Origin of the sequence: Vibrio sp. 2-1-2a (assembly GCF_032648565.1) — a bacterium.
GTDB classification, from domain to species: domain Bacteria; phylum Pseudomonadota; class Gammaproteobacteria; order Enterobacterales; family Vibrionaceae; genus Vibrio; species Vibrio diabolicus.
In genome coordinates this window covers 100974-121799 of record NZ_WBOH01000002.1, presented here as the reverse complement: position 1 = coordinate 121799, position 20826 = coordinate 100974, and the positions used below count along the sequence as shown (strand labels likewise).

The following is a 20826-nucleotide window of genomic DNA, read 5'->3' as shown; positions in this document are numbered from 1 at the left end:
TTAGCCCATGTTTAAGAGTTTTACTCTATTACGCAAATATCGCACCAAAATAAAGTAATTAAAAATCAATGATTTAGTTTTGTATTGTTTTTCTTCGATCAAATAATTGTTTGTTTTTCCAATAAGTTGGTTGGTGTTTACCATTTTTTGTATTGATTGAATCAAAGTTTGAGTTGTGAGTGATACCTCAATGAACCGACAAAACAAAAGGGCTCCAGAGTTACCTCTGGAGCCCTTTCTAGTATTTAAGTGCTGAAGAATTAACGACGCTTTGGTTTACGTTGACCAGCTGGTTTGCCTTGTCCTTGTGGGCGACCTTGACCTTGTGGCTTGCTACCTGCTGGGCGGTTTGCACCGTTGCCGCTAGGACGTTGGCCGTTGCTTGCAGGGCGTTGACTACCTTTTGAACCGCCTTCAGAGCGTTTGTTCAAATGACCACCGAAGCCCGGTTGGTTTTTGGTATGTTTGGTTGCAAAGCGGTTTGCCCCGTGACGACCAGATTTACGACGTTGTGCAGGTGTTTGTGCTTCAATGTCTTCCGCAGGAACGAGACAGCCTTGTTTGTCACCAATCAAATGTTTTTTACCCATACTGATTAGGGCTTCGCGAATCATTGGCCAGTTTGCTGGATCGTGGTAACGCAACAGCGCTTTATGTAGGCGACGTTGACGTTCACCTTTTGCTACAGGTACATCTTCACGTTTTTTATACTTCACTCGTTTCAGAGGGTTAGTCTCTGAGTAGTACATTGACGTTGCGTTACACATCGGTGATGGGTAGAAGTTTTGTACTTGGTCACACTCGAAGTTGTTTTTCTTCAGCCACAGAGCAAGGTTCAGCATGTCTTCGTCTTCTGTGCCTGGGTGCGCAGAGATAAAGTAAGGGATTAAGTACTGCTTTTTGCCTGCTTCAGCACTGTACTTCTCGAACATTTCTTTAAAGCGATCGTACGTGCCCATGCCCGGTTTCATCATCAGATCAAGAGGGCCTTTCTCTGTATGTTCCGGTGCAATCTTCAAGTAACCACCTACGTGGTGAGTTACGAGCTCTTTTACGTATTCTGGTGATTCAATCGCAAGGTCGTAACGTACGCCAGATGCGACCATCACTTTCTTCACGCCTTCAACTTTACGCGCTTCGCGGTATAGATCGATGGTGTGTTTGTGGTCTGTATTTAGCTTGTTACAGATGCCCGGGAATACACAAGAAGGACGACGACAGTTCGCTTCCGCTTTTGGATCTTTACAACCTAGGCGGTACATGTTTGCAGTCGGGCCACCAAGATCGGAAATTGTGCCGGTAAAGCCCGGAACTTTGTCGCGAATTTCTTCAATCTCGTTAATGATTGACTCTTTCGAGCGGTTTTGAATGATTCGGCCTTCGTGCTCGGTAATCGAACAGAAAGAACAGCCACCAAAACAACCACGCATGATGTTCACAGACGTTTTGATCATGTCATACGCTGGAATTTTCGCTTTGCCGTACATAGGATGAGGAACACGCGCGTAAGGCAAGCCAAACACAAAGTCCATCTCTTCGGTTGTCAATGGGATTGGGGCTTGGTTTACCCAAAGTTCACGATCACCATGGCTTTGAAGTAACGCTCGGCCAGAGTACGGGTTTGTTTCTAAATGCAATACACGACTTGCATGAGCATAAAGAATGCGATCGTTTCTTAGTTTTTCAAACGAAGGTAAGCGAACCGCAGTTGTTGCAGCATCGTGGCGTGATGGGCGAATCGTGATTGGTTGTGCAACTGGCTCATCTTTTTTAGTTTCACACTGAGTTTCTACTTCGTATGGGTTCTTTGGTACGAACGCTTCTTTACGAGGTTTTTCAATGCGAGAAGAATCGATAACCGTGTAGCCTTCTGGCGCGGCTGGCAAGTTCACGGCAGTACCACGAATATTGGTCATGGTGCTGATGTCTTCACCATTTGCGATGCGATGCGCCACTTCTACAAGTGCGCGTTCTGCGTTACCGAAAAGTAGGATGTCTGCTTTTGCATCAAACAGTACCGAACGGCGAACTTTGTCTGACCAGTAATCGTAGTGCGCAACACGGCGTAGGCTGGCTTCGATACCACCTAAAACAATAGGCACTTCTTTATAGGCTTCACGACAACGCTGAGAGTAAACCAAAGTCGCGCGGTCTGGGCGTTTGCCACCTTCGTTGTTTGGTGTGTACGCGTCATCGTGACGAAGTTTTTTATCCGCGGTGTAACGGTTGATCATGGAGTCCATGTTACCCGCAGTGATCCCGAAGAACAGATTTGGCTTACCAAGCTGCATGAACGCATCTTTGTTTTGCCATTCTGGTTGAGCAATGATACCGACACGGAAACCCTGCGCTTCTAGCAGACGGCCAATGATAGCCATACCAAAGCTTGGGTGATCTACGTAAGCGTCACCGGTTACGATGATAATGTCACAGCTATCCCATCCTAGGGCGTCCATTTCTTTGCGACTGGTCGGCAAGAAAGGTGCCGTACCAAAACACTCTGCCCAGTATTTTTTGTACTCATGAATAGGAGTGATGTTATTGGTCATATTTTGCTCTCTGTTCCAGGGAGCGCGAATTATAGCGATTTGAGGATCAGGTATCTATACCAAACTCATCTATTCAAGCTTAGTTCATCGAGTTTTATTTGGTTTGCAAAAATATCAAGGCTATATCGGCGATTTTATGTCTAATATCACCTTGAAAGCCTCATGGTTATAGGTCGAGTCGTGAAAAATGTCGCAATGTTAATACAACTAATAAGCAATGGTGTGCTTATTAAAAACAACGCCTATAATCAAATTAATGCATAGGAAAATGCAAAAAGCCGAACAAGCTCTGAAAAGGTTCTAAGTCGATTGGCTTACGTTGCCAGAATCTATTTTACAAGAGGATCAGCAGGTCCCAAATGGAATAAGGCACGTTGACTACGAACCCTGAGCATGAGGCTAATTAAAAAGGGGGCTAGGGAATGAGTGACTCAACAACAATAGCACATGAAAAAGTGCAACCGACATCCAATCCGACTCCAGTGATTGAATGGTCTTACAAGATTGATACTCGCGAGTTCGAATGCGACCAGCTAGGAATGGCAAATGCTTTTGGGTTAAATACGCCAGTCACCTGCTTAGATGATTTGTTTGAGCACATGCTGATGGGGCAACAGGAAACACTAAGACAACGAATTTTAGAAGTGGAGCTCCTAGGTGGGCAAGGTCGTTTTTCTTGTTGCATGATGCTTAATGAAGCTCGCTTAATACATGTCACAATTAGCTTTGAAAAGCTCAATGAGCGTATTGTTCAAGGCTCTATCATCCCGCAATTGACGATCACTGGCTGCGAAGAGTTAGCGAAAATTCTCGAAACGATTTTTGATTTACCGAATGTAGGGGTTTTAGTCGCGGACGAAGACACCCGAATCTTAGGTTGTAACCGTGCCTTTGAATTGCAAATGGGTTATCAAAACCGTGATTTGGTTGGACTTAAAACCTATATCTTTAGCACATCTCACCATAGTCAGGCGTTTTACGACCAACTCTGGCAACATATTGATGATGAAGGATACTGGAGCGGTAATTTATTGAGTAGAACTGCAAATGGTAGTAATCAGGCACATCATCTTTGTATCTATCGGCTAACGTTTCATTCTGGACGGATTCTTTATCTCGGCTTCTCTACTGACATTTCGGCTTCCTTGTTGTGGATGAAAAATCGCTGTGAACAACAACATGATTGGTCAGCTTTTTTGCCTTCTAGAGAAGAGTTCGAACTGCAATTAGCTAATTTGGCGAACGAAAGTGGGAGTAAAGAACTCAATATCGTCATGACTCTCAGACCTAATTTTTCTGAAAAATGCTTACTTGAACAGCAACTAGGCTTCGCCGATTTTATTATGCGAAGCCGCTACACCAGTATCGCGGGTCAACTTTCTAGGGATGTGTTTGTTGTCTGTTTACAAACTCCTCACTGTCAATGGCTAAGTCCTTTACGTTTGATTCAAATTGCGATGAAAGGGTTCTTCACTGAGCTTAGGAATGAAATGGGAACAAAAATGCATACCACTATCGTCGAGGGACAAACGGGTGTGTCAATCCTCGGCTATGATACAAACAGGCCAAAGCAAGCGTTAGCGCATGCAGCCCAGGCGATGTTGTCCTCACTTTCTGGAGAAGGTGGCTATTTTAATTTTTATAATAGTGAGCTTCATTCTGAGTTAGTAAAACGCCAGCATTTAGAGGCGTTTTTGGAAGCGCAAATAGACAGTGGGCTGGTGGATGTTCATTTTCAACCAATAATTGACAGCCGAACTGGTAAAGTCGTTAAGTTCGAGGCCTTAGCGCGCTTTTATCATGAAAGTGATGCCTATAGCACTCAAGAGATGATTACTGTTATTGAAGATTTAGAGTTGATTGCGGCTCTGGATGATGAGGTTTGTCAAGCCGCGCTCAAACACTTTCCGCGCTTGCAAGACATATATGGCGAGGAAATAGGGTTAACCATCAATCGCTCACTGAATACTAAATTGGATTCGCTCCAGGTTCTTCAGCGTTCGCATGACCTAATTAAAGCCAGTGGTGTCGATCCTAAACGAGTCACGATTGAGCTGACGGAAACAGCGTATTTTGAGCAAGACGAAGAGCATACGCAAGCGCTAGAGCAAGTGCGCAAAGAGGGCATTAAAATTGCGATTGATGACTTCGGTACAGGGTATTCTTCTTTTTCTTACCTAGAGAAAGGGCAGTTTGATTTACTGAAAATCGACCGAAAATTCGTTAAGAACATTCAGCATGGCAATACCAGTTATAATATTGTCAAAATGGTCACTGATCTTGCTCAGCAAATGAATGTAAAAGTGGTTGCCGAGGGCGTGGAGTCAGAACAGGAGCTTCAAACATTGGCTGAAATAGGTGTGGATTACATGCAAGGCTTTTTGTTCTCTCGTGCTCGGCCTGTCGATTTGATGGAGAAAGCGGAAAGTTACGAACATTTGTTTTCGGGTGTTGCTGTTAAACCAAAACAAGATGATGTATTGCAATCACTGAGCCATGAAGAGGTCAGGCACCTTGATCCCGGGGAGCCATTATCGTTGGCGGTGGAATATATGAATTTAAGTCCAAGTTCGCCGTTGGTTGTCATTAACGAAAAGCGCTGTGTTGGCTTAGTTACCAAAGAGCAAGTTAACTTACACCTAACGCCTTCCATGGGGACAGAATTAGAGACTGAGCGAGAAAATTGGATTTGGAAACGCCCGGTGAACCAGATAATGAGCACGGAGTTTGTGCTCGTCAATGCGCACTTATCTGTCGCTGCTGTTCGAGAGCTAATCAAAACAGGCATTCGCTTCCCGTGGGTTTTATGTGATGAAAAAGAAGAATACAGAGGCGTGTTAACTCAAGAAGATGCGTTGAAGTATCTCGCTTCTTGTTGAATAAAAAGTCTCGCTGTTCTAGTACATTTGGGGATAGACTTTCGGTGGTTTGACGATCGGTGATTTGATATTATCGCCACCCCAAAATGACTTTTGAGCGTGCATTTAACATGATTCAACAATTGCTGGTTACTTTTCCTCCGATGCTATTTGGCGCGCAAGCGCTACTGACTTTACTTCTCATCAAGGGCGATATTTGTCCGGGTCAGAGAGGCCGTCTTCATAAAATGTTGCCAGCAGTGGCGTTATTGTGGCTTGCGGTTGCTTCTCTTCGTATTGAAGCATTTATGATCGTGTTCGCTATTTTCTATTTCTACTCTCAGGTTCAAACCAAGAAAACGCGTGAAAAAGGCCCTCTTTGGGCGATGCATTTAGCGAATGGTTTGGCTTTTGCGTATGTAAGTATTCAAGCATTTGAACAGCCAAGCTGGCCTGCGTCTATTGCGATGGCAATAATGATATTTTTCCTTGGGGCGTCATTTTCTCAATTGCTTCTGACTATCGCTCGTAGCAGATTACAGGCATTTCACCGCATTTTGCCAGTTATGGGCATTGTGTCTGGAATGCTGCTGGTGATCGCAACGCTATTTGCTTCTTACCAGTTAAATGAAGCGACATTGAGCGCCGCAACACAACCAATTTTATTGTCTTTAGCCATGCTCATTTCTTCAATCATTGTTTGGTGCTGGCATATCTTCACACATAAAAAACCAGAAAAGGTTCAACTGAGCGTCGCCCTGTTGCTCGCGCTCGCGTCAATGACGAGCCTACAAGGTTTATTCTCTCTGGCGGCTTAATCTTGAGTCGAGAAACAGAGCAATACTGCTTGTACTCAAGTCCTTTCTAGGTTGCTTGAGTATAAGGCACTCACGGTTTTGGATCGCGCTCACTTTAAATTCACGTGATTACGTCTACGCTTGTTTATATACCTTGTCGAAGAGGAGAGTCGCGATGGATTTAAGCAATGTAGGTAATTTGGACAGCATTATTTTGCTAGGTATCGTCAATGAAAAGCTACGTTTAGAGTGCGACAGTTTTGACGAGTTAGTATCGGTGTATGAAATGGATGTAGAGTCCGTTGTAGGCAAGCTTGATATGCTTGGTTATCAGTACGATCCATTGACCAACCAATTTAAAGCATATCAACGCTAAACCTTCTTAATCCATATCCCTAAGCCATCTTGATTCCGTCAAGGTGGCTTTTACATTGTAGCCTTGCGGTTGCGAAAAAGGCTTGTAAGTAACGTTTATCTTTCTCTGAGTGACGCGTTGCAGCAAATAAGCGACGCCATAAGCCTTGGCCAAAAGGTTTACTGGTAATAAGGCCTTGGCGCGAAAATTCAGAAATCGCCCAATTTGGCAGTGCTGCAACCCCTAATCCTGCAGAGACCATTTGCACTAACATCAGAGTATTGTCGGCTTGCTTCCATTTGGCGGGCTCGACACCCGCTGGCTGCAAGAAGTGTTTTACGACGTCTAGCCTTTGTTTTTGAACCGGATAAGAGAGCATGGTTTGATCTGCGAGATCTTGCGGATCAATAACTTCTTTTTCCGCCAATGGGTGGTTAGTCGCGGTAATTAAGCGCATTTCAAAGTCGAATAAAGGTTCATAATGCACTTCAGAACGAGGTTGAATATCTGACGTGATAACGAGATCCAACTCCCCAGCTAACAGTGCAGGAAGTGGTTCAAAGCCAAAACCTGATGAAAAATCCAGTGTTACGCTAGGCCAGGCAAGTTGATATTCCCTAAGAGCAGGCATGAGCCATTGGAAACATGAGTGACATTCAATCGCCATATGCAACCGACCATTGACGTCTTCTTTCAAGCTTGCCAAATCATTTTCTGCTCTTGCGAGTTTGGGAAGAATATCTTCTGCAAGACGCAATAGGATTTCTCCCTCTGAAGTGAACTTCACCGGACGAGTTTTTCTAAGGAATAATTGTCCCCCAATCCGCGACTCTAAATCTTTGATCTGGTGAGACAAGGCCGATTGAGTGAGATGCAACGCGGTCGCGGTCGCGGTTAGAGAGCCGGTGTCTCGAAGCGAAGTGAGTGTCCGCAAATGTTTTAGCTCTATCATGAATTCCTTTCATCCTTTGTTGCTCGCTATGAACAGAATAGCAATCGTATAAATAACTTAACGACAAAAAATGGATATGTAAACGTCTAGACGTCTGTTTGTTGTGTTTATTTGCGAATCATGCCGCCTCATGATGAATTTTTTTAATAAACAAGTTGAATAAATGGACGTTGTTCAAACCGCAGATGAGAGCGATAGTTTAGCCATCCAGACATCTTTTATGACGAAAGATACTCTGACCCAAACAAATTAAACAAGATTGAAAGAGGAATAGGGACATGGCTACAACAACGCACGTACTAGGTTATCCACGCATCGGTGAAAAACGAGAATTAAAATTCGCTCAGGAAAAATACTGGCGCGGAGAAATTGATCAAGCAGAGCTTAAAAAGGTTGGGGAAGATCTGCGCGCTAAAAACTGGCAAACACAAGCAGATGCTGGCTTGAGTTTTACCACCGCTGGCGATTTCGCTTGGTACGATCATGTACTGACGACCACGTTGTTACTGGGTCACGTGCCAAAACGTCACGCAGACGGTTTCCCTGATTTGGATACGCTATTCAAAGTGGGTCGCGGTCAATCTCAAGCGGGTTGCGGCTGTGCGGGCGCTGCAGCATCGGATATGACTAAATGGTTCAACACAAACTACCACTACATCGTACCTGAATTTAGCAAGGACGATACATTTGAAGTGAGCTGGCCTCAACTGTTTGAAGAAGTCAACGAAGCAACCCAAGCTGGGCATAAAGTGAAGCCAGTTTTGCTTGGCCCAGTCAGTTATCTTTACTTAGGTAAAGAGGTAGAAGATGGGTTCGATCGCCTGACGCTACTGCCACGATTGCTTACGGCTTACCAAGCTATTTTGGCAAAGCTCGCGAGTCAAGGTGTTGAGTGGGTTCAGATTGATGAGCCAATTTTGTCACTCGAGCTTGAAAGTCAGTGGGCTGATGCGTTCAAGCTAGCGTACCAAGTGATTCGAAGCGATGTAAAAGTGCTGCTAACGACGTACTTTGACTCTATAAGCGATACGCTAGACAAAATTGTAAAGCTACCAGTGGATGGTTTACATATCGATTTATCTGCCGCGCCTCAGCAGCTTGACGACGTGATTGCCAAACTACCGGAGGGGTGGGTGCTGTCTGCTGGCGTGGTCAACGGTCGTAACGTGTGGCGCTCGGATTTGAGTGCGCAACTTGAACGTCTACAGCCAGTAAAAGAAAAACTGGGCGACAACCTTTGGGTTGCGAGCTCATGCTCTTTGCTACATAGCCCGGTTGATCTGGAACTGGAAACAGAGCTAAGTGAAGAAGTGAAAAGCTGGTTTGCGTTTGCAAAACAAAAAGTAACAGAAGTCGCCTTGCTTGGCCGAGCACTCGATGGTGATCAAGATGCGATTCTCGCTTGTGATACCTACAGCCAGCCAATCAAAGCACGTAAAACGGCAACGCATGTGAATAAGCCACAAGTTCAAGCACGTTTAAACAGTATTACTGCGTCACTTGCCGAGCGCAGCGCACCTTACGCGGAGCGTGCTGCGCATCAAGCTAAAGTATTGGGCTTGCCTCTGTTGCCAACCACGACAATCGGTTCTTTCCCTCAAACGGGTGAAATTCGTGTTCAGCGCAGCGCTTATCGCACTGGCCAGTTATCTGAGTCCGACTATATCCAAGCACTAAAAGGACATATTGCGGATGCCGTAAAACGCCAAGAAGCCCTTGACCTAGATGTGCTTGTGCATGGTGAAGCTGAGCGTAACGACATGGTAGAATACTTCGCGGAGAACTTGGCGGGCTTCCAAACGACGAAATTTGGTTGGGTACAGAGTTATGGCTCTCGCTGTGTGAAACCAGCCATTGTGGTTGCCGACATTGAGCGTGAAAAGCCGATTACGGTGGAATGGTCGACGTACGCACAATCGCTAACCAGCAAGCAGATGAAAGGTATGCTGACGGGCCCGGTAACGATTTTATGTTGGACATTCCCGCGTGAAGACATCACACGTCAAGAAATCGCCCAGCAACTGGCACTGGCACTGCGTGATGAGGTTTCTGATCTGCAAGATGCAGGCATCAATATCATTCAAATCGATGAGCCTGCGATTCGTGAAGGTCTGCCGTTGAAAAAGCGCGATCACAAAGCGTATTTAGAATGGGCGGTGGATGCATTTAAGATCTCGGCAGCGAGTGCAAAACCAGAGACTCAGATTCACACTCACATGTGTTACAGCGAGTTCAATGAAATCATCGATTCAGTCGCGGCGCTCGATGCGGATGTGATTACCATTGAAACATCACGCTCAAATATGGAGCTGCTTAAAGCGTTTGAAGAGTTCAATTACCCGAATGAAATCGGTCCAGGTGTTTATGACATTCACTCACCAAACATTCCGACGGAAGAGTGGATTGAAGGCTTAATCAAGAAAGCGGCAGAAAAGATTCCGGTACAACGTTTGTGGGTGAACCCAGACTGTGGTCTGAAAACACGTAACTGGGCAGAGACAGAAGCGGCATTGGCGAACCTCGTGTCAGCGACGAAGAAACTTCGTGCTGAGCTGGCGTAAGGCACCTTTTTAGCAAATAAAAACGGAGACCGTTGTCTCCGTTTTTCTATTCTTAGCCGTTCATTTTCGTCGTTATACTATCCCGCAATAGCGGATGAATTGCTCGTATCGAAAACAACGCACTCACTGTGACTATTTCATTTGAGTACAAGTTTGCGCGGAAACCAACTCATCTGCCATCAACTGACCGCGAGAGTTACGCACTTTAATACGGTACATTAAGCCCATATCAATTTGCTTACGAATTTCCGGGTTACTGCAATAGGTGTAGATACTGGTATTCAGTACTTGATTTAACGGCTTTGCACCGAGTGCGTCATCGTTATAAATCATCATCATCTCAACAACATTTTTGTTGGATGAGACACGCATTATCTGCAGTGGACCGTATTCCAAAGGGAGACCAGCGGACAAGACTCCCGCTCGGTTTGATGCCAATAGCTCAAGCTGGCGTTGATTATCATCGGTAGATGAACAGCCCGCTAACGCACCAAATGCCAAGAAAAGACACAGTAATTTTTTCATAAATTAAAACACTTTTTTGAACGGTTTCACGATTACATTATCGTAAACACCAGCCGCTACGTAAGGATCGGCTTCTGCCCACGCTTTAGCGTCTTCTAGAGAGGCGAACTCAGCGATGACAGTCGAGCCCGTAAATCCAGCTTCTCCTGGGTTGTCAGAGTCTATCGCAGGCATAGGGCCAGCAGTAAGAAGGCGACCTTCGTCTTGAAGCTTTTGTAAGCGCTCCAAGTGTTGCGGGCGAACGCTCATGCGTTTTTCCAGCGAGTTCTCGACGTCCTGAGAAAAGATGACATACCACATAGCATAGTTCCTTAATTGGTAGGGTAAAGTGTTAATTTAACGCCTTTTTTGTGTCTCTCACAAGTGAACAACAGAAAATGTGAGATCCTTTCTAACAGTTAGCGCTGTAGGTTGACTAATTCTGAACCGGGCGTGGTTTGCCTTCACTGTCAATGGCTACGTAGTTGAAAGTCGCATCACAAACCATGAAGCGCTCGCCGACACCGTGTGCTTTTACCGGCTTGACCCATACTTCCAGATCGACACTCATTGAGGTGCGACCAATCTTAGTGCATTCGCCATAGCAGCAAACGACATCGCCAACACCTACAGGCTTCTTGAAGGTAATGCTGGAGACTGAAACGGTAACAACGCGACCAGAAGAGATCTCTTTGGCCAGAATCGCACCTGCTAGGTCGAGCTGAGACATAATCCAACCACCAAAAATATCGCCATTGGCATTAGTATCGGCAGGCATTGCAAGGGTACGAAGCAGCAGTTGACCTCTCGGAGAGCTAATTTCTTGACTCATTGTGACATCCTAAATCTTAAAGGCGCTCAAACTAAGCGCCAACATAGTAAATACCTAGAACCAAAGGTCCTTAAAAAACCGCAGACACCGGACCAGAGAAAGTTGGTTTACAGCAGCAAGAATGGTCTGAATCCGGTATGCCGTTTGATCGGTTTAGTGATACATGGAGCAAAACAGCGACCCGAAGGTCGCTGCAAAGTGCGCGGATTATAGCAAAACTGAGTTTTTAATCATCAGTCGACACATCGGATGAGTTATTTTTTTGTTCTTTTGGCATGTGTTTGTAAATGTAGAAGCCAGTCGCAATCATGTAGGCAAATGTCGCAATCAACATTCCGAATACTTTGAAGTTGACCCAAACATCCAGTGGTAGCTCGTAAGCGATATAAATGTTCAGACCAGCAAAGAATGAGAAGAAGCCGACCCAAGCCCAGTTGATCTTCGCCCAAATAGCATCAGGTAGCGAAATTTCTTTGCCCAACATGCCTTTGATGGCTGATTTCCCCATTGCGTGACTCGCTGCTAAACCGATAGCTAGAATCACATAAATGATGGTGACTTTCCATTTTATGAAATTGTCGTCGTGGAAGAAAAGGGTCATGCTGCCGAATATCGTCACGATAACGAACGTAATTAGCTGCATTTTCTCGACTTTTTTATACAGAGCATAGGTGACGACAAGCTGAATTGCCGTTGCAACGATCAGCGCTCCTGTTGCTGCGTAGATGTCGTACATCTTGTACAAAGCGAAGAAGACGATGAGTGGGATAAAATCTAGGATTTGCTTCATGGTGGCAAAATCTACCTAATTAGTGAATTGAAGACAGTCTAACGGAATCTGACAAGATGTGAATACCGTCAAGGTTAGAGGTAAGAGAAGTAATCCCCTGACTGAATGATACAACAAGCAACATGTCGCAAAGATGAAGTAGTAAATCGAAGGCATAAAAATTGCCGCGATAGAGCGGCAATTGAGTTGATAGAATTTAAGATTTAAGCAACACGTTGATATTGAGAAATAAGCGTTTTGACATCTTCTAAATAGCCTTCACGTAACAGGTTATCAACGGTTGCTTCAAGCTCTTCGAGAGACATCGTAAAGCAAGTGGATTTGCCGGTCATTAGGCTCAGATACTGATGGTATTCTTCTTCTGTATAGTGGCCTAAGCGATCGAGTAGTAGTGCTTTGATTCCATGATGAATCAAGCCGTAGTATGTGTGTCGATGAAGTAACATGGCGATCTCCTTATCAAGCTCATCCGCTAACCATTTGCAGCTTGCTTGACCCTCTGGATAATTCGATTTACTTCAGTAATGCACATCTAGTGCCAGTTTTATCTTCGCAAATTAGAAAGTGTTGGAAGCAGCAAAACTCTCTTGTTGCAACCAGCGCTTGATGACGGTTTGGAGCGCATTTAACGTGGTTGGCTTTTCAAGTCTGTCATCCATGAGTTTCGCAATGAGCTCCAGCTCTTTGGCTCCAGACTCTCCAGATAGTGCGATGATCGGAACGGAAGACGCAATTTGCTTAATTCGTTGGCTTGCGTCAAATCCATTCATCACTGGCATCTGTACATCCATAAGCACCAAATCAATCTTGTGCGACTGAAATAGCTCCACCGCAGAAGCGCCATTATTTGCTTGTAAGCTGTTGACTCCCAGCCTTTTTAAGTACATTTGAACCAAAGTACGCTGCACCTCTTTGTCATCAACAATGAGCACTGTTGGTGCATCGTTACTTACTTGTACGTGTTGGTCTGTGCGAGGTTCAGAATGTGGTGCATTTACTTTCCAGCCATTGAAGTCCGGTGTTCTCAACGTCTCTGGTTTGGGTGCGTTTGGGACGACCGGGAAATACAAGTAGAACTCAGTAAATTCGCCCAATTCAGACTGGCACTCAATTCGTCCGCCAAAAGAGCGCATAACGCGTTGACAGTAGCCCAAGCCAAGGCCGCTGCCGCCACTTTTTTGATACGAGAAGAAGTCGTCAAATATCTTGTGTAAGATACTGCTATCTATGCCAGGGCCACTATCTCGGAAGACCAGAATGTTTTCGTAGGCCCCCGTTTGGCTACGAATCTCAATTTGACTATCGGGATAAGAATCAAAATAGTAGATAGCATTGCGAATCAAATTGAAAATGACAAAGTTAAACAGAGTTTCGTTTAATTTCGCGACAAAATCGTGCTCTTGGGGCAGATTGATCCTTTCAATTATTTGATCGTTTTCAAAGCCATAACGGCTGACCGCTTGATCGACAGCTTTATGTATAGACGTAATAGTTAAGGGTTCGTGCTCAGGTGAGCTGTCGCTGACTTCTCGCAAAATAATGTCGATAAGTTGGCGACCACGCTGAATCGCTGCTTCTCCTTTATCAATCTCACTCTTTAACGTCTCAAGTGAAGCGTTTGATTCGATATGCTGTTTTAAAGCTTCAAATCGTAATTGCACTTGAGCGAGAGGGTTACGCATTTCATGCGCAATAGAGTTAGCGAGCGCACGGCTTTGGCGTACTTTTCTATCGGCCTCTATGGTGCTCTGGATGCGAACTAATAAGGTTTGCAATGCTGAAATTTCTTCATTAGAAAACAGCTTATTATCCATTTTGTGTGAAGAAATCAGTAAGTGCGTAACGGACTTTCCACGACCAAAAAGAGGCATTACGAGCGCCGTATTGCTGGATCGCATACGTTCGTAGAGCTTGCGCATTGAGCCTTTAGACGAGGAGGCATAATCAATTTCTTCAGACAGTTCATCAAGCACGAGAACAGACTTGCTTGACGGCAGATAATCTTCATAAAACGTTTCGGTGTAACTGCTGGTGACGAGCTGCAATTTATTATTTGGTATATTCAGTAACGCGGCTAACTGGCGCATTGCATCATCTATTGAGCGTTTAAATTCCTCTTCTAATCCAAGAATTTGTTGAACGGGTGTATGTCGTTTCCCATAAATAAAATAGGACGCGAAACGACTGACGCGTTTGTAAAGCAAGTGCCAAGTGATACCGATGAGTGCGCATAAAGGCACCGCTACAAGCCATTGGTTATCTTCCGAGATAGGAATAAATATTGCGCCCAGCGGGAGGACGAAAATGGCACAGACAAACAGCGCGCTAACGGTTAAGTATGTGAGGTATTTAGCGCTATAAAAGCGAGAGGTAAGCAGGGCATAGCCTACAAACAACATTTCACTAATTGAAAGTGCTGGTGGTAACCAGGTTAAGGAAAAGTCACCAAGGAAGTAAGTCATTCCAAGGTGTATCACTGCAGTTGATAACATGAAGACCAAAATGCCGGCGATCATATAGTTACTTTTTGCCAGCGTGAGTTTGCTGCTGTTCGCTCGCATGGTAATCAAGTTCAGCAGTGTTAATACCACAAATGTCAGCAAACTAATAAAGAAATATGAGGTATGGGGACCAAACTCGATCACGAACTGGCTTGGACCGCTAATGGTGACATTTTCGACAGTAAGGTTTGGTACTAAGTTGATGTAAAGCGAGTACGTTGCTAGTGCCACAAAGACGATTTTTTGCCAGGCTTTGACCGCAGTTTTTTTGATATCAGCCGCTAGCTGGCAAGAAAAATAGAACGCGAATGCAAAGGCAAAGAATGACGCCAAGTTCGCCAACTTAGCCATAAAAATACCGCCAGCGGAGCCCAACTCCGGCAATAAATCGGTATGGAAGTATGCATTGCTGCTGATCCAAACGATGATGCAACTAGAATAAGCAATGTACGGCGCATGATGCGAGCCTAAAATCGTTTCACTCTTCTGTTTTAGGCGATAGCAGTAATATAACAACCAAGCGAACACCACCAGTACAGTAGCGTATAGCGTCATTGCTTTTGGATAAAAAAGGCCGTGAAGATGAATATCAAGCATGTTCATTCACCTTTTCATCAATTCTTTTTGTTCGTACGCGGTGTTTGTAGTCGCGAAACTGTATGTCTTGAAATGCTTCAACCATCATACCTAAATTCCAGAAACCGCGGTATGTCTTGGTACCGTCACCGTTAATGTCGCGGTATCCTGAGTGAAAGTAGGCCTCTAAATCAATAGATTGATAGAAATTTAACATAAATATTTGTTCAATAATGGTAAAGCTGAGCTTATAGCCTGCTTTATATAGCTCACTCATCAATGCTTTTTGTGCCAAATACAAAAAGTACAGTTTTTGTTGGATGTTGCCACCCACTGTCAGACGCAGCACTTCGCAAACCGCTTCAGTGTTTTTCAAGTGAGATTGGAACTGCGCATCAAATTCAATAAGAGTCCGTTGGCGAGTTAGATCGTTACCTCCCCAAAGGCCTAATTGATTAAGAGTCATGTAGCCATAATCAGGAAAGCAAAACTGCCATTGCTCACTACTAAATGGTGATGAATAGCTGAGCCAGGTATTTCTTTGGTGCCAGTTTTGCACCAAAGCGGAGGAGACCATGATTGGTGTAGATGACTGCTTGAACAATAGCACAAAGTGTTGACCTTTCTGCGAGAGTGATAATAGAGGCAATATCTCAAACCATTGTTCAGTTTGGACGAAGAGCTCAAGATTGCTCAGTGTGATTGCTTCGGAAATCGGCATTAATGCAGCGTGATTTGGCAGTGTTACCTTTAGGTCGCATTCGGCAATATCTTCGATCAATATGCTTGAATAGTCGCGGTCGTCAAACGAGAGCTGAGTTGGTCTTGTCGCTTCATTTAAAGGGTGCTTTTGCTTGATCGCAGCAATCTCACATTCACACCAGAAAACCATCCAATGCGGGTAACAATCTGCGGCAACTTGTTCAAGTAAGAGCGCCTCTTCGGAGAAAGGCGTTGGATACTGCTGTACTAAATTTCGATAATCCATTAATTCAAACAGTACGGACAGACTCTTAGATGCGTATTTAGGAAATAGGGACTTGAGAAGCTTTATTCTATACAAAGCAACTTGTTGAAAAAGGGAAGACCTTTCTTGCGGTGTAAGAGTAAGAAGAACCGTGTCAACCAGCGCCTGTTGTTTTGACTCGATCGGCAAATCTGTACTGGCGAGGGGCTCCAAAGACAGCTTAAGACTCATGATATAACCTAGTTCTGACGTTTTTTATATTTTGTAATGGTTTATATCATTTTGATAAATTTATGCTATTGGTTTCTATTTATATAGTTACGTAATGCAAGAAAAGACAAAAAAACCGCTCATAGTGAGCGGTTTTTAGTTCATTCGAGAAAGGACTAAGCTTCTTGCTTTTTAAGCTCAGCTTCTGCCGCTACCTCTTCTATTAGCGCATCAACGATAACTGCACATGCTGCATCACCAGTGATGTTTAGTGCTGTACGAATCATATCGAAAATACGGTCAAGAGCGAATAGCAGTGGTAGACCTTCAATTGGAATGCCAGCGGCAAGAAGTACGGCAACCACTAGGAAAGAAGGACCAGGAACACCCGCTTGACCAACCGCACCCAATGTAGACGTTACGATAATTGCAATGTAAGCGCCCATACCTAGGTCGATATTGAACAGTTGAGCAAAGAAGATAGCAACCAAGCCATAGTAAATCGCATTACCTGACATGTTGATCGTTGCGCCTAGAGGCAGAACAAATGACGCGGTTGAATTTTTTACGCCCAGTTCTTTTTCACAGGTGTCCATTGTGACAGGCAGTGTTGCCATAGAAGAGGCCGTTGAAAGCGCAACAGCTTGTGGCTTTTTCATTGAAGACAGGAACTTCTTCGCTGATGTCTTGGTGAAAATATGCACCATTGCTGGGTAAACAACGAAACCGAAGATTAGGATTGCGGCAACGTAAACAACGAACAGTTTGAATACCACCATTAGTGCGCCAAAACCGAATGTACCGACTGCTTCTGCCATTAGACCGAACACGCCGATAGGGGCAATGATCATCACTTTGTTGATCATCCAAACCATTGCGTCAACGATGCAGTTAACACCATTAATGATTGGCTCACGACGCTCTTTTGCTTGCTTAGAAATTGCAATACCAAAGAACATACAGAAAACGAGGATCTGTAGGATGTTTGCTTCATTTAGTGATTGGAAAACGTTGGTTGGGATCATACCAGTGATGGTTGCCCAGAAAGTAGGTAGTTCACCTTTTGAAGCGTATTCTGCTGAGAACATGCCTTCAACGCCAGAGACGTCGATCCCCATGCCTGGTTGGAATACTTCGCCCATAAATAGTGCAAGCGCAACGGCTAGGGCGGATGTTAAACCGAAATAACCTAGAGTGACGATGCCAACTTTGCCTGCTGACTGGCTGTTCCCAAGACCAGCTGCGCCAGAAATCAAGGCTACAGCGACCAAAGGAATAACCAACATTTTGATTAAGTTGATAAAGATAGCACCTAAAGGAGCGAACACTGTCGCATCATGACCCATCATGGCACCAACGGCTGTGCCCACGATCATGGCGATTACGACTTGTACGCCAATGTTGTTTAGCAAACTCTTTTCTTTTAACACTTCCATAACCTCTGTGCTAATAAAATGTAAAATCCTAAAATTACCCACTAACCATAAATGGTTTTATGGATAATTATCTCGCCTTGCTTTTTACACTTATCGTTTACAATTGGCAATATGCAGCAAGGTATTATTGATGGATTAATCGATATTTTATTGACGAACGATAAAGTTTTGTTCAATAGCAAACGTTTGCTATTGATTTTTGTTATGCCTATTAGCTGTGTAATTGTTTTTGTTTATTTCTTTTTCTTGTTTGTTTTTTGTTAACTGAGATGGATTTTGTGTTTGCGAGCGTAGTCTGCGTCTTGCGTGACTTGGATTGATATTTATAACAATTAATTTCTTTCAAGCTCACACTTTTACCAATTAGCTTTGTGAAATGTTAATTGTTTTACATTCTTAGTTTTGATTGCATTGTAAACATAATGTTAATCAGAAATGGGCGAGACAAATATTAAGTACCAACATTTTAGTGTAGGGGAGTGCTCTCTCTGTTAATGCTCCCGAGCCGATAAAACGAAAATCAACAAGTAAGAGGTGAAGCGATTATGATGAATCTTGCTGCTGCATTACAAAGAAATGCTGCGAGTAAACCAGATAAGACGGCGTTGATATGTGGTGATGTCGAGATAACTTATGCGCAGTTTGATGCGATTACCGGAAAGATCGCGGCATCTTTAATCAACAAAGGGGTCGTTCCGGGCGATCGTATTGCGCTCTCATGCCCAAACATTCCTTTTTTCGCGTTTGTTTATTATGCGATACAAAAAGCTGGCGCGGTTGCTGTCCCATTAAATGTGCTTTTGAAAGCGCGAGAAATTAAGTATCACTTAGAAGATTCAAAAGCGAAGTTTTACTTCTGTTTTGAAGGGACAGCAGAACTGCCAATGGCAAAAGAGGGGGTTAAAGCGTTTGAGCAGGCTGATATATGTGAAAGTATGGTCGTGATGACTCAATCTCAAGTTGAAAACGAATGGAATGGTGTGCCAACTCTCAATGCGTTTATAGCGGATGTAGAACCATTGTCAGATTATGTACCGCGTAATGCGGATGATACTTGTGTTATTTTGTATACATCAGGGACGACAGGCTTACCAAAAGGAGCTGAACTGACGCAGCAGAACATCATAATGAATGCTCTGGTGGCACAAAACATTATGGGTAGCCAGGCCGACGATATTCACTTAGTAACTTTGCCTTTATTTCATACCTTTGGTCAAACCGTCCACTTAAATGCTAGTGTTTTGGGCGGGGCAACCTTGGTGTTAGTGCCTAGGTTTGAGCCTAAACATGTTCTTGAGCTGATGGAAAAACACAAAGTGACGTTGTTTGCTGGAGTGCCAACGATGTATATCGGCTTGCTTCATGTCCAGCACCAATTTGATACATCCTCACTACGTGTTGCTATCAGCGGTGGAGCCCCGTTGCCAACCGAAATCTTTAGATCCTTTGAGGAACAATTTAATGTCCCAATTCTTGAAGGATACGGGTTATCAGAAACAAGTCCTATTGCATGTTTTAATCATTTAGATCAGGAACGTATACCAGGATCGGTAGGTCAACCGATTCAAGGCGTTGAAGTAAAAGTTGTCGACATTGAAGGCAATGCGCTACCGATTGGTGAAGAAGGTGAGATTGTTGTGCGTGGGCATAATGTTATGAAGGGATACCTTGACCGCCCGGAAGTCACTGAATCCGCGCTACAAAATGGCTGGTTCCATACTGGTGATGTTGGCCGTTTTGACAGTTCAGGTAATCTATTTATCGTCGATAGAATGAAAGATCTGATCATTCGAGGTGGATTTAACGTTTACCCTAGAGAAATTGAAGAAGTGTTTATGACTCATCCTGCAATCTCAATGGTAGCGGTGATAGGGATTCCAAATGAAGAGTATGGCGAAGAGATAAAGGCTTACGTTGTGCTTAAACCGGGAGAGTACATTGACGCGGAAACATTACAAAAGTGGGGCAAAGAGCAGTTAGCCTCTTTTAAATATCCTCGTTATGTTGAAATTCGTGAGCATCTCCCGATGAGTGCGACAGGAAAGATTTTAAAGCGTGAATTGAAATCTGAATTGAATGTGGCTTAGTCAATTCAATGAACTTCGGGTCACAGCGCCACTTGTCTGGAGCGAGTGGTGTTGTGCACGTTACTCAAGAATAGAAGATGGCAATCTCTCGCTAGCGTGTACACATGAACTATCTGTTTACTCTATTGTTCGAGTTGTTTTATGTGCGCTTCTAAGCGTTTTGGATTGGTAATGGTCACTGAACCATATTTCAGTTCTAGCATCCCAATACTCTCTAAGTTTTTTAGTACTTTATGAACACTTTGACGCGTTAGCCCCATCATGTTGGCGATATGCTCTCTAGTCACTCTCACGACACACGGCTGAGTATTGATAGCTTGGTTGTGTTGGTATTCAGCAAGCAACAGCAACCTTCTTGCAATCCGCTCTTCGATTCCTCTAATCGCATCATCTTCGATAACAGAAATGGCAGACCATAAGCGGCGGCTAAGTAAGTCGAGAATCGTAGGGTAACTTTGAGGATATTTGGCGAGTAATTGGCGAAACTTATCACCAGGTAGTTCCAGTAAGGTCACTCCCGAATGCGCGGTTGCGCCAAAAATACGGGGCATGCCGGGAGAAAAAACATTGTCTCCAAACCAGCCTCCTGCCTCGAAAATCATTAATGTGACTTCTTTGCCTTTTGAACTCATCGAATTAATTCGTACGGCACCCTGTGCGATGACCATAAGAGAAGATTGAGGTTCCCCTTTATTGCAAATCAGTGCTTTTTCGTCGAAACAGCGAACTTTAGCTATTTGTGCTGCTTCACTAAGTCCTTTCTCGGGCAGCCCTGATAATACAGGACATTTGGCTAATAATGCTTTGACTTCTTCCATGTGCAACCTTACTGCATCCTGCTCTAGTTATTA

General features: G+C 44.1%; 16 protein-coding genes. 5 read left to right on the top strand and 11 right to left on the bottom strand.

Annotated elements, in window-relative coordinates; all coding sequences use genetic code 11:
• Window positions 1-260: 260 nt before the first annotated feature.
• Window positions 261-2549, bottom strand: coding sequence for a YgiQ family radical SAM protein (locus F7Y48_RS05210; protein ID WP_253644754.1), 2289 nt, complete (start codon window positions 2547-2549; stop codon window positions 261-263).
• 422 nt (window positions 2550-2971) lie between these two features.
• Here F7Y48_RS05210 and F7Y48_RS05205 point away from each other — a divergent pair, with 422 nt between their 5' ends.
• The 3 genes from F7Y48_RS05205 (at window position 2972) to F7Y48_RS05195 (ending at window position 6580) form a co-directional block, all read left to right on the top strand.
• Window positions 2972-5428, top strand: coding sequence for an EAL domain-containing protein (locus tag F7Y48_RS05205; protein WP_258506611.1), 2457 nt, complete (start codon window positions 2972-2974; stop codon window positions 5426-5428).
• An 86-nt stretch (window positions 5429-5514) separates the two neighbouring features.
• Window positions 5515-6225, top strand: coding sequence for a hypothetical protein (locus F7Y48_RS05200; protein ID WP_047010000.1), 711 nt, complete (start codon window positions 5515-5517; stop codon window positions 6223-6225).
• A 154-nt stretch (window positions 6226-6379) separates the two neighbouring features.
• Complete coding sequence (locus tag F7Y48_RS05195) at window positions 6380-6580, top strand: DUF4250 domain-containing protein (RefSeq protein ID WP_005392843.1); 201 nt, start codon at window positions 6380-6382, stop codon at window positions 6578-6580.
• A 19-nt stretch (window positions 6581-6599) separates the two neighbouring features.
• Here the strand turns inward: F7Y48_RS05195 and metR are convergent, their stop codons facing one another.
• A complete protein-coding gene (metR, locus tag F7Y48_RS05190) occupies window positions 6600-7511 on the bottom strand; it encodes an HTH-type transcriptional regulator MetR (protein ID WP_256965501.1) in 912 nt (303 codons plus the stop codon).
• A 278-nt stretch (window positions 7512-7789) separates the two neighbouring features.
• Between metR and metE the strand changes: the two genes are divergently transcribed.
• Entirely contained in the window at window positions 7790-10072 is a 2283-nt protein-coding gene (gene metE / locus F7Y48_RS05185) for a 5-methyltetrahydropteroyltriglutamate--homocysteine S-methyltransferase (RefSeq protein ID WP_316682077.1), read from the top strand.
• A gap of 132 nt (window positions 10073-10204) precedes the next feature.
• Here metE and gspS2 read toward each other — a convergent pair whose 3' ends face one another.
• The 8 genes from gspS2 to F7Y48_RS05145 form a co-directional block, all read right to left on the bottom strand.
• Window positions 10205-10597, bottom strand: coding sequence for a GspS/AspS pilotin family protein (gene gspS2, locus F7Y48_RS05180; RefSeq protein ID WP_005392846.1), 393 nt, complete (start codon window positions 10595-10597; stop codon window positions 10205-10207).
• A 3-nt stretch (window positions 10598-10600) separates the two neighbouring features.
• Window positions 10601-10897: a YciI family protein gene (locus tag F7Y48_RS05175; RefSeq protein WP_005392847.1), complete on the bottom strand. Its 297-nt coding sequence runs from the start codon at window positions 10895-10897 to the stop codon at window positions 10601-10603.
• A gap of 115 nt (window positions 10898-11012) precedes the next feature.
• On the bottom strand, window positions 11013-11408 hold the full coding sequence (gene yciA, locus F7Y48_RS05170) for an acyl-CoA thioester hydrolase YciA (RefSeq protein ID WP_005392848.1): 396 nt from the start codon (window positions 11406-11408) through the stop codon (window positions 11013-11015).
• A 226-nt stretch (window positions 11409-11634) separates the two neighbouring features.
• Window positions 11635-12198 (bottom strand): septation protein A, encoded by a 564-nt coding sequence (locus F7Y48_RS05165; protein WP_005392849.1) that lies wholly within the window; start codon window positions 12196-12198, stop codon window positions 11635-11637.
• 203 nt (window positions 12199-12401) lie between these two features.
• A complete protein-coding gene (locus F7Y48_RS05160; RefSeq protein WP_005392851.1) occupies window positions 12402-12644 on the bottom strand; it encodes a hypothetical protein in 243 nt (80 codons plus the stop codon).
• Between the two features lie 111 nt (window positions 12645-12755).
• Window positions 12756-15296, bottom strand: coding sequence for a hybrid sensor histidine kinase/response regulator (locus F7Y48_RS05155; protein WP_301576918.1), 2541 nt, complete (start codon window positions 15294-15296; stop codon window positions 12756-12758).
• Entirely contained in the window at window positions 15289-16473 is a 1185-nt protein-coding gene (locus tag F7Y48_RS05150; protein ID WP_258506593.1) for an acyl-homoserine-lactone synthase, read from the bottom strand. Before F7Y48_RS05150 ends, F7Y48_RS05155 begins: the two co-directional genes overlap by 8 nt.
• A gap of 155 nt (window positions 16474-16628) precedes the next feature.
• Window positions 16629-17888 carry a dicarboxylate/amino acid:cation symporter gene (locus F7Y48_RS05145; RefSeq protein WP_258506592.1) on the bottom strand — a complete coding sequence of 420 codons (1260 nt, stop codon included), beginning with the start codon at window positions 17886-17888 and terminating at the stop codon, window positions 16629-16631.
• Window positions 17889-18433: 545 nt separating this feature from the next.
• On the opposite strand from F7Y48_RS05145, the gene F7Y48_RS05140 reads away from it, so the two are divergent.
• Complete coding sequence (locus tag F7Y48_RS05140; RefSeq protein WP_258506591.1) at window positions 18434-19975, top strand: long-chain-fatty-acid--CoA ligase; 1542 nt, start codon at window positions 18434-18436, stop codon at window positions 19973-19975.
• Between the two features lie 122 nt (window positions 19976-20097).
• Here the strand turns inward: F7Y48_RS05140 and F7Y48_RS05135 are convergent, their stop codons facing one another.
• Window positions 20098-20793: a Crp/Fnr family transcriptional regulator gene (locus F7Y48_RS05135; protein WP_006743300.1), complete on the bottom strand. Its 696-nt coding sequence runs from the start codon at window positions 20791-20793 to the stop codon at window positions 20098-20100.
• Window positions 20794-20826: the final 33 nt, after the last annotated feature.

Excerpts from the sequence above, each read along its gene's own strand:
- F7Y48_RS05210 (WP_253644754.1), bottom strand. The coding sequence starts at position 2,549 with ATGACCAATAACATCACTCCTATTCATGAGTACAAAAAATACTGGGCA.
- F7Y48_RS05205 (WP_258506611.1), top strand. The coding sequence starts at position 2,972 with ATGAGTGACTCAACAACAATAGCACATGAAAAAGTGCAACCGACATCC.
- F7Y48_RS05200 (WP_047010000.1), top strand. The coding sequence starts at position 5,515 with ATGACTTTTGAGCGTGCATTTAACATGATTCAACAATTGCTGGTTACT.
- F7Y48_RS05195 (WP_005392843.1), top strand. The coding sequence starts at position 6,380 with ATGGATTTAAGCAATGTAGGTAATTTGGACAGCATTATTTTGCTAGGT.
- metR (WP_256965501.1), bottom strand. The coding sequence starts at position 7,511 with ATGATAGAGCTAAAACATTTGCGGACACTCACTTCGCTTCGAGACACC.
- metE (WP_316682077.1), top strand. The coding sequence starts at position 7,790 with ATGGCTACAACAACGCACGTACTAGGTTATCCACGCATCGGTGAAAAA.
- gspS2 (WP_005392846.1), bottom strand. The coding sequence starts at position 10,597 with ATGAAAAAATTACTGTGTCTTTTCTTGGCATTTGGTGCGTTAGCGGGC.
- F7Y48_RS05175 (WP_005392847.1), bottom strand. The coding sequence starts at position 10,897 with ATGTGGTATGTCATCTTTTCTCAGGACGTCGAGAACTCGCTGGAAAAA.
- yciA (WP_005392848.1), bottom strand. The coding sequence starts at position 11,408 with ATGAGTCAAGAAATTAGCTCTCCGAGAGGTCAACTGCTGCTTCGTACC.
- F7Y48_RS05165 (WP_005392849.1), bottom strand. The coding sequence starts at position 12,198 with ATGAAGCAAATCCTAGATTTTATCCCACTCATCGTCTTCTTCGCTTTG.
- F7Y48_RS05160 (WP_005392851.1), bottom strand. The coding sequence starts at position 12,644 with ATGTTACTTCATCGACACACATACTACGGCTTGATTCATCATGGAATC.
- F7Y48_RS05155 (WP_301576918.1), bottom strand. The coding sequence starts at position 15,296 with ATGCTTGATATTCATCTTCACGGCCTTTTTTATCCAAAAGCAATGACG.
- F7Y48_RS05150 (WP_258506593.1), bottom strand. The coding sequence starts at position 16,473 with ATGAGTCTTAAGCTGTCTTTGGAGCCCCTCGCCAGTACAGATTTGCCG.
- F7Y48_RS05145 (WP_258506592.1), bottom strand. The coding sequence starts at position 17,888 with ATGGAAGTGTTAAAAGAAAAGAGTTTGCTAAACAACATTGGCGTACAA.
- F7Y48_RS05140 (WP_258506591.1), top strand. The coding sequence starts at position 18,434 with ATGATGAATCTTGCTGCTGCATTACAAAGAAATGCTGCGAGTAAACCA.
- F7Y48_RS05135 (WP_006743300.1), bottom strand. The coding sequence starts at position 20,793 with ATGGAAGAAGTCAAAGCATTATTAGCCAAATGTCCTGTATTATCAGGG.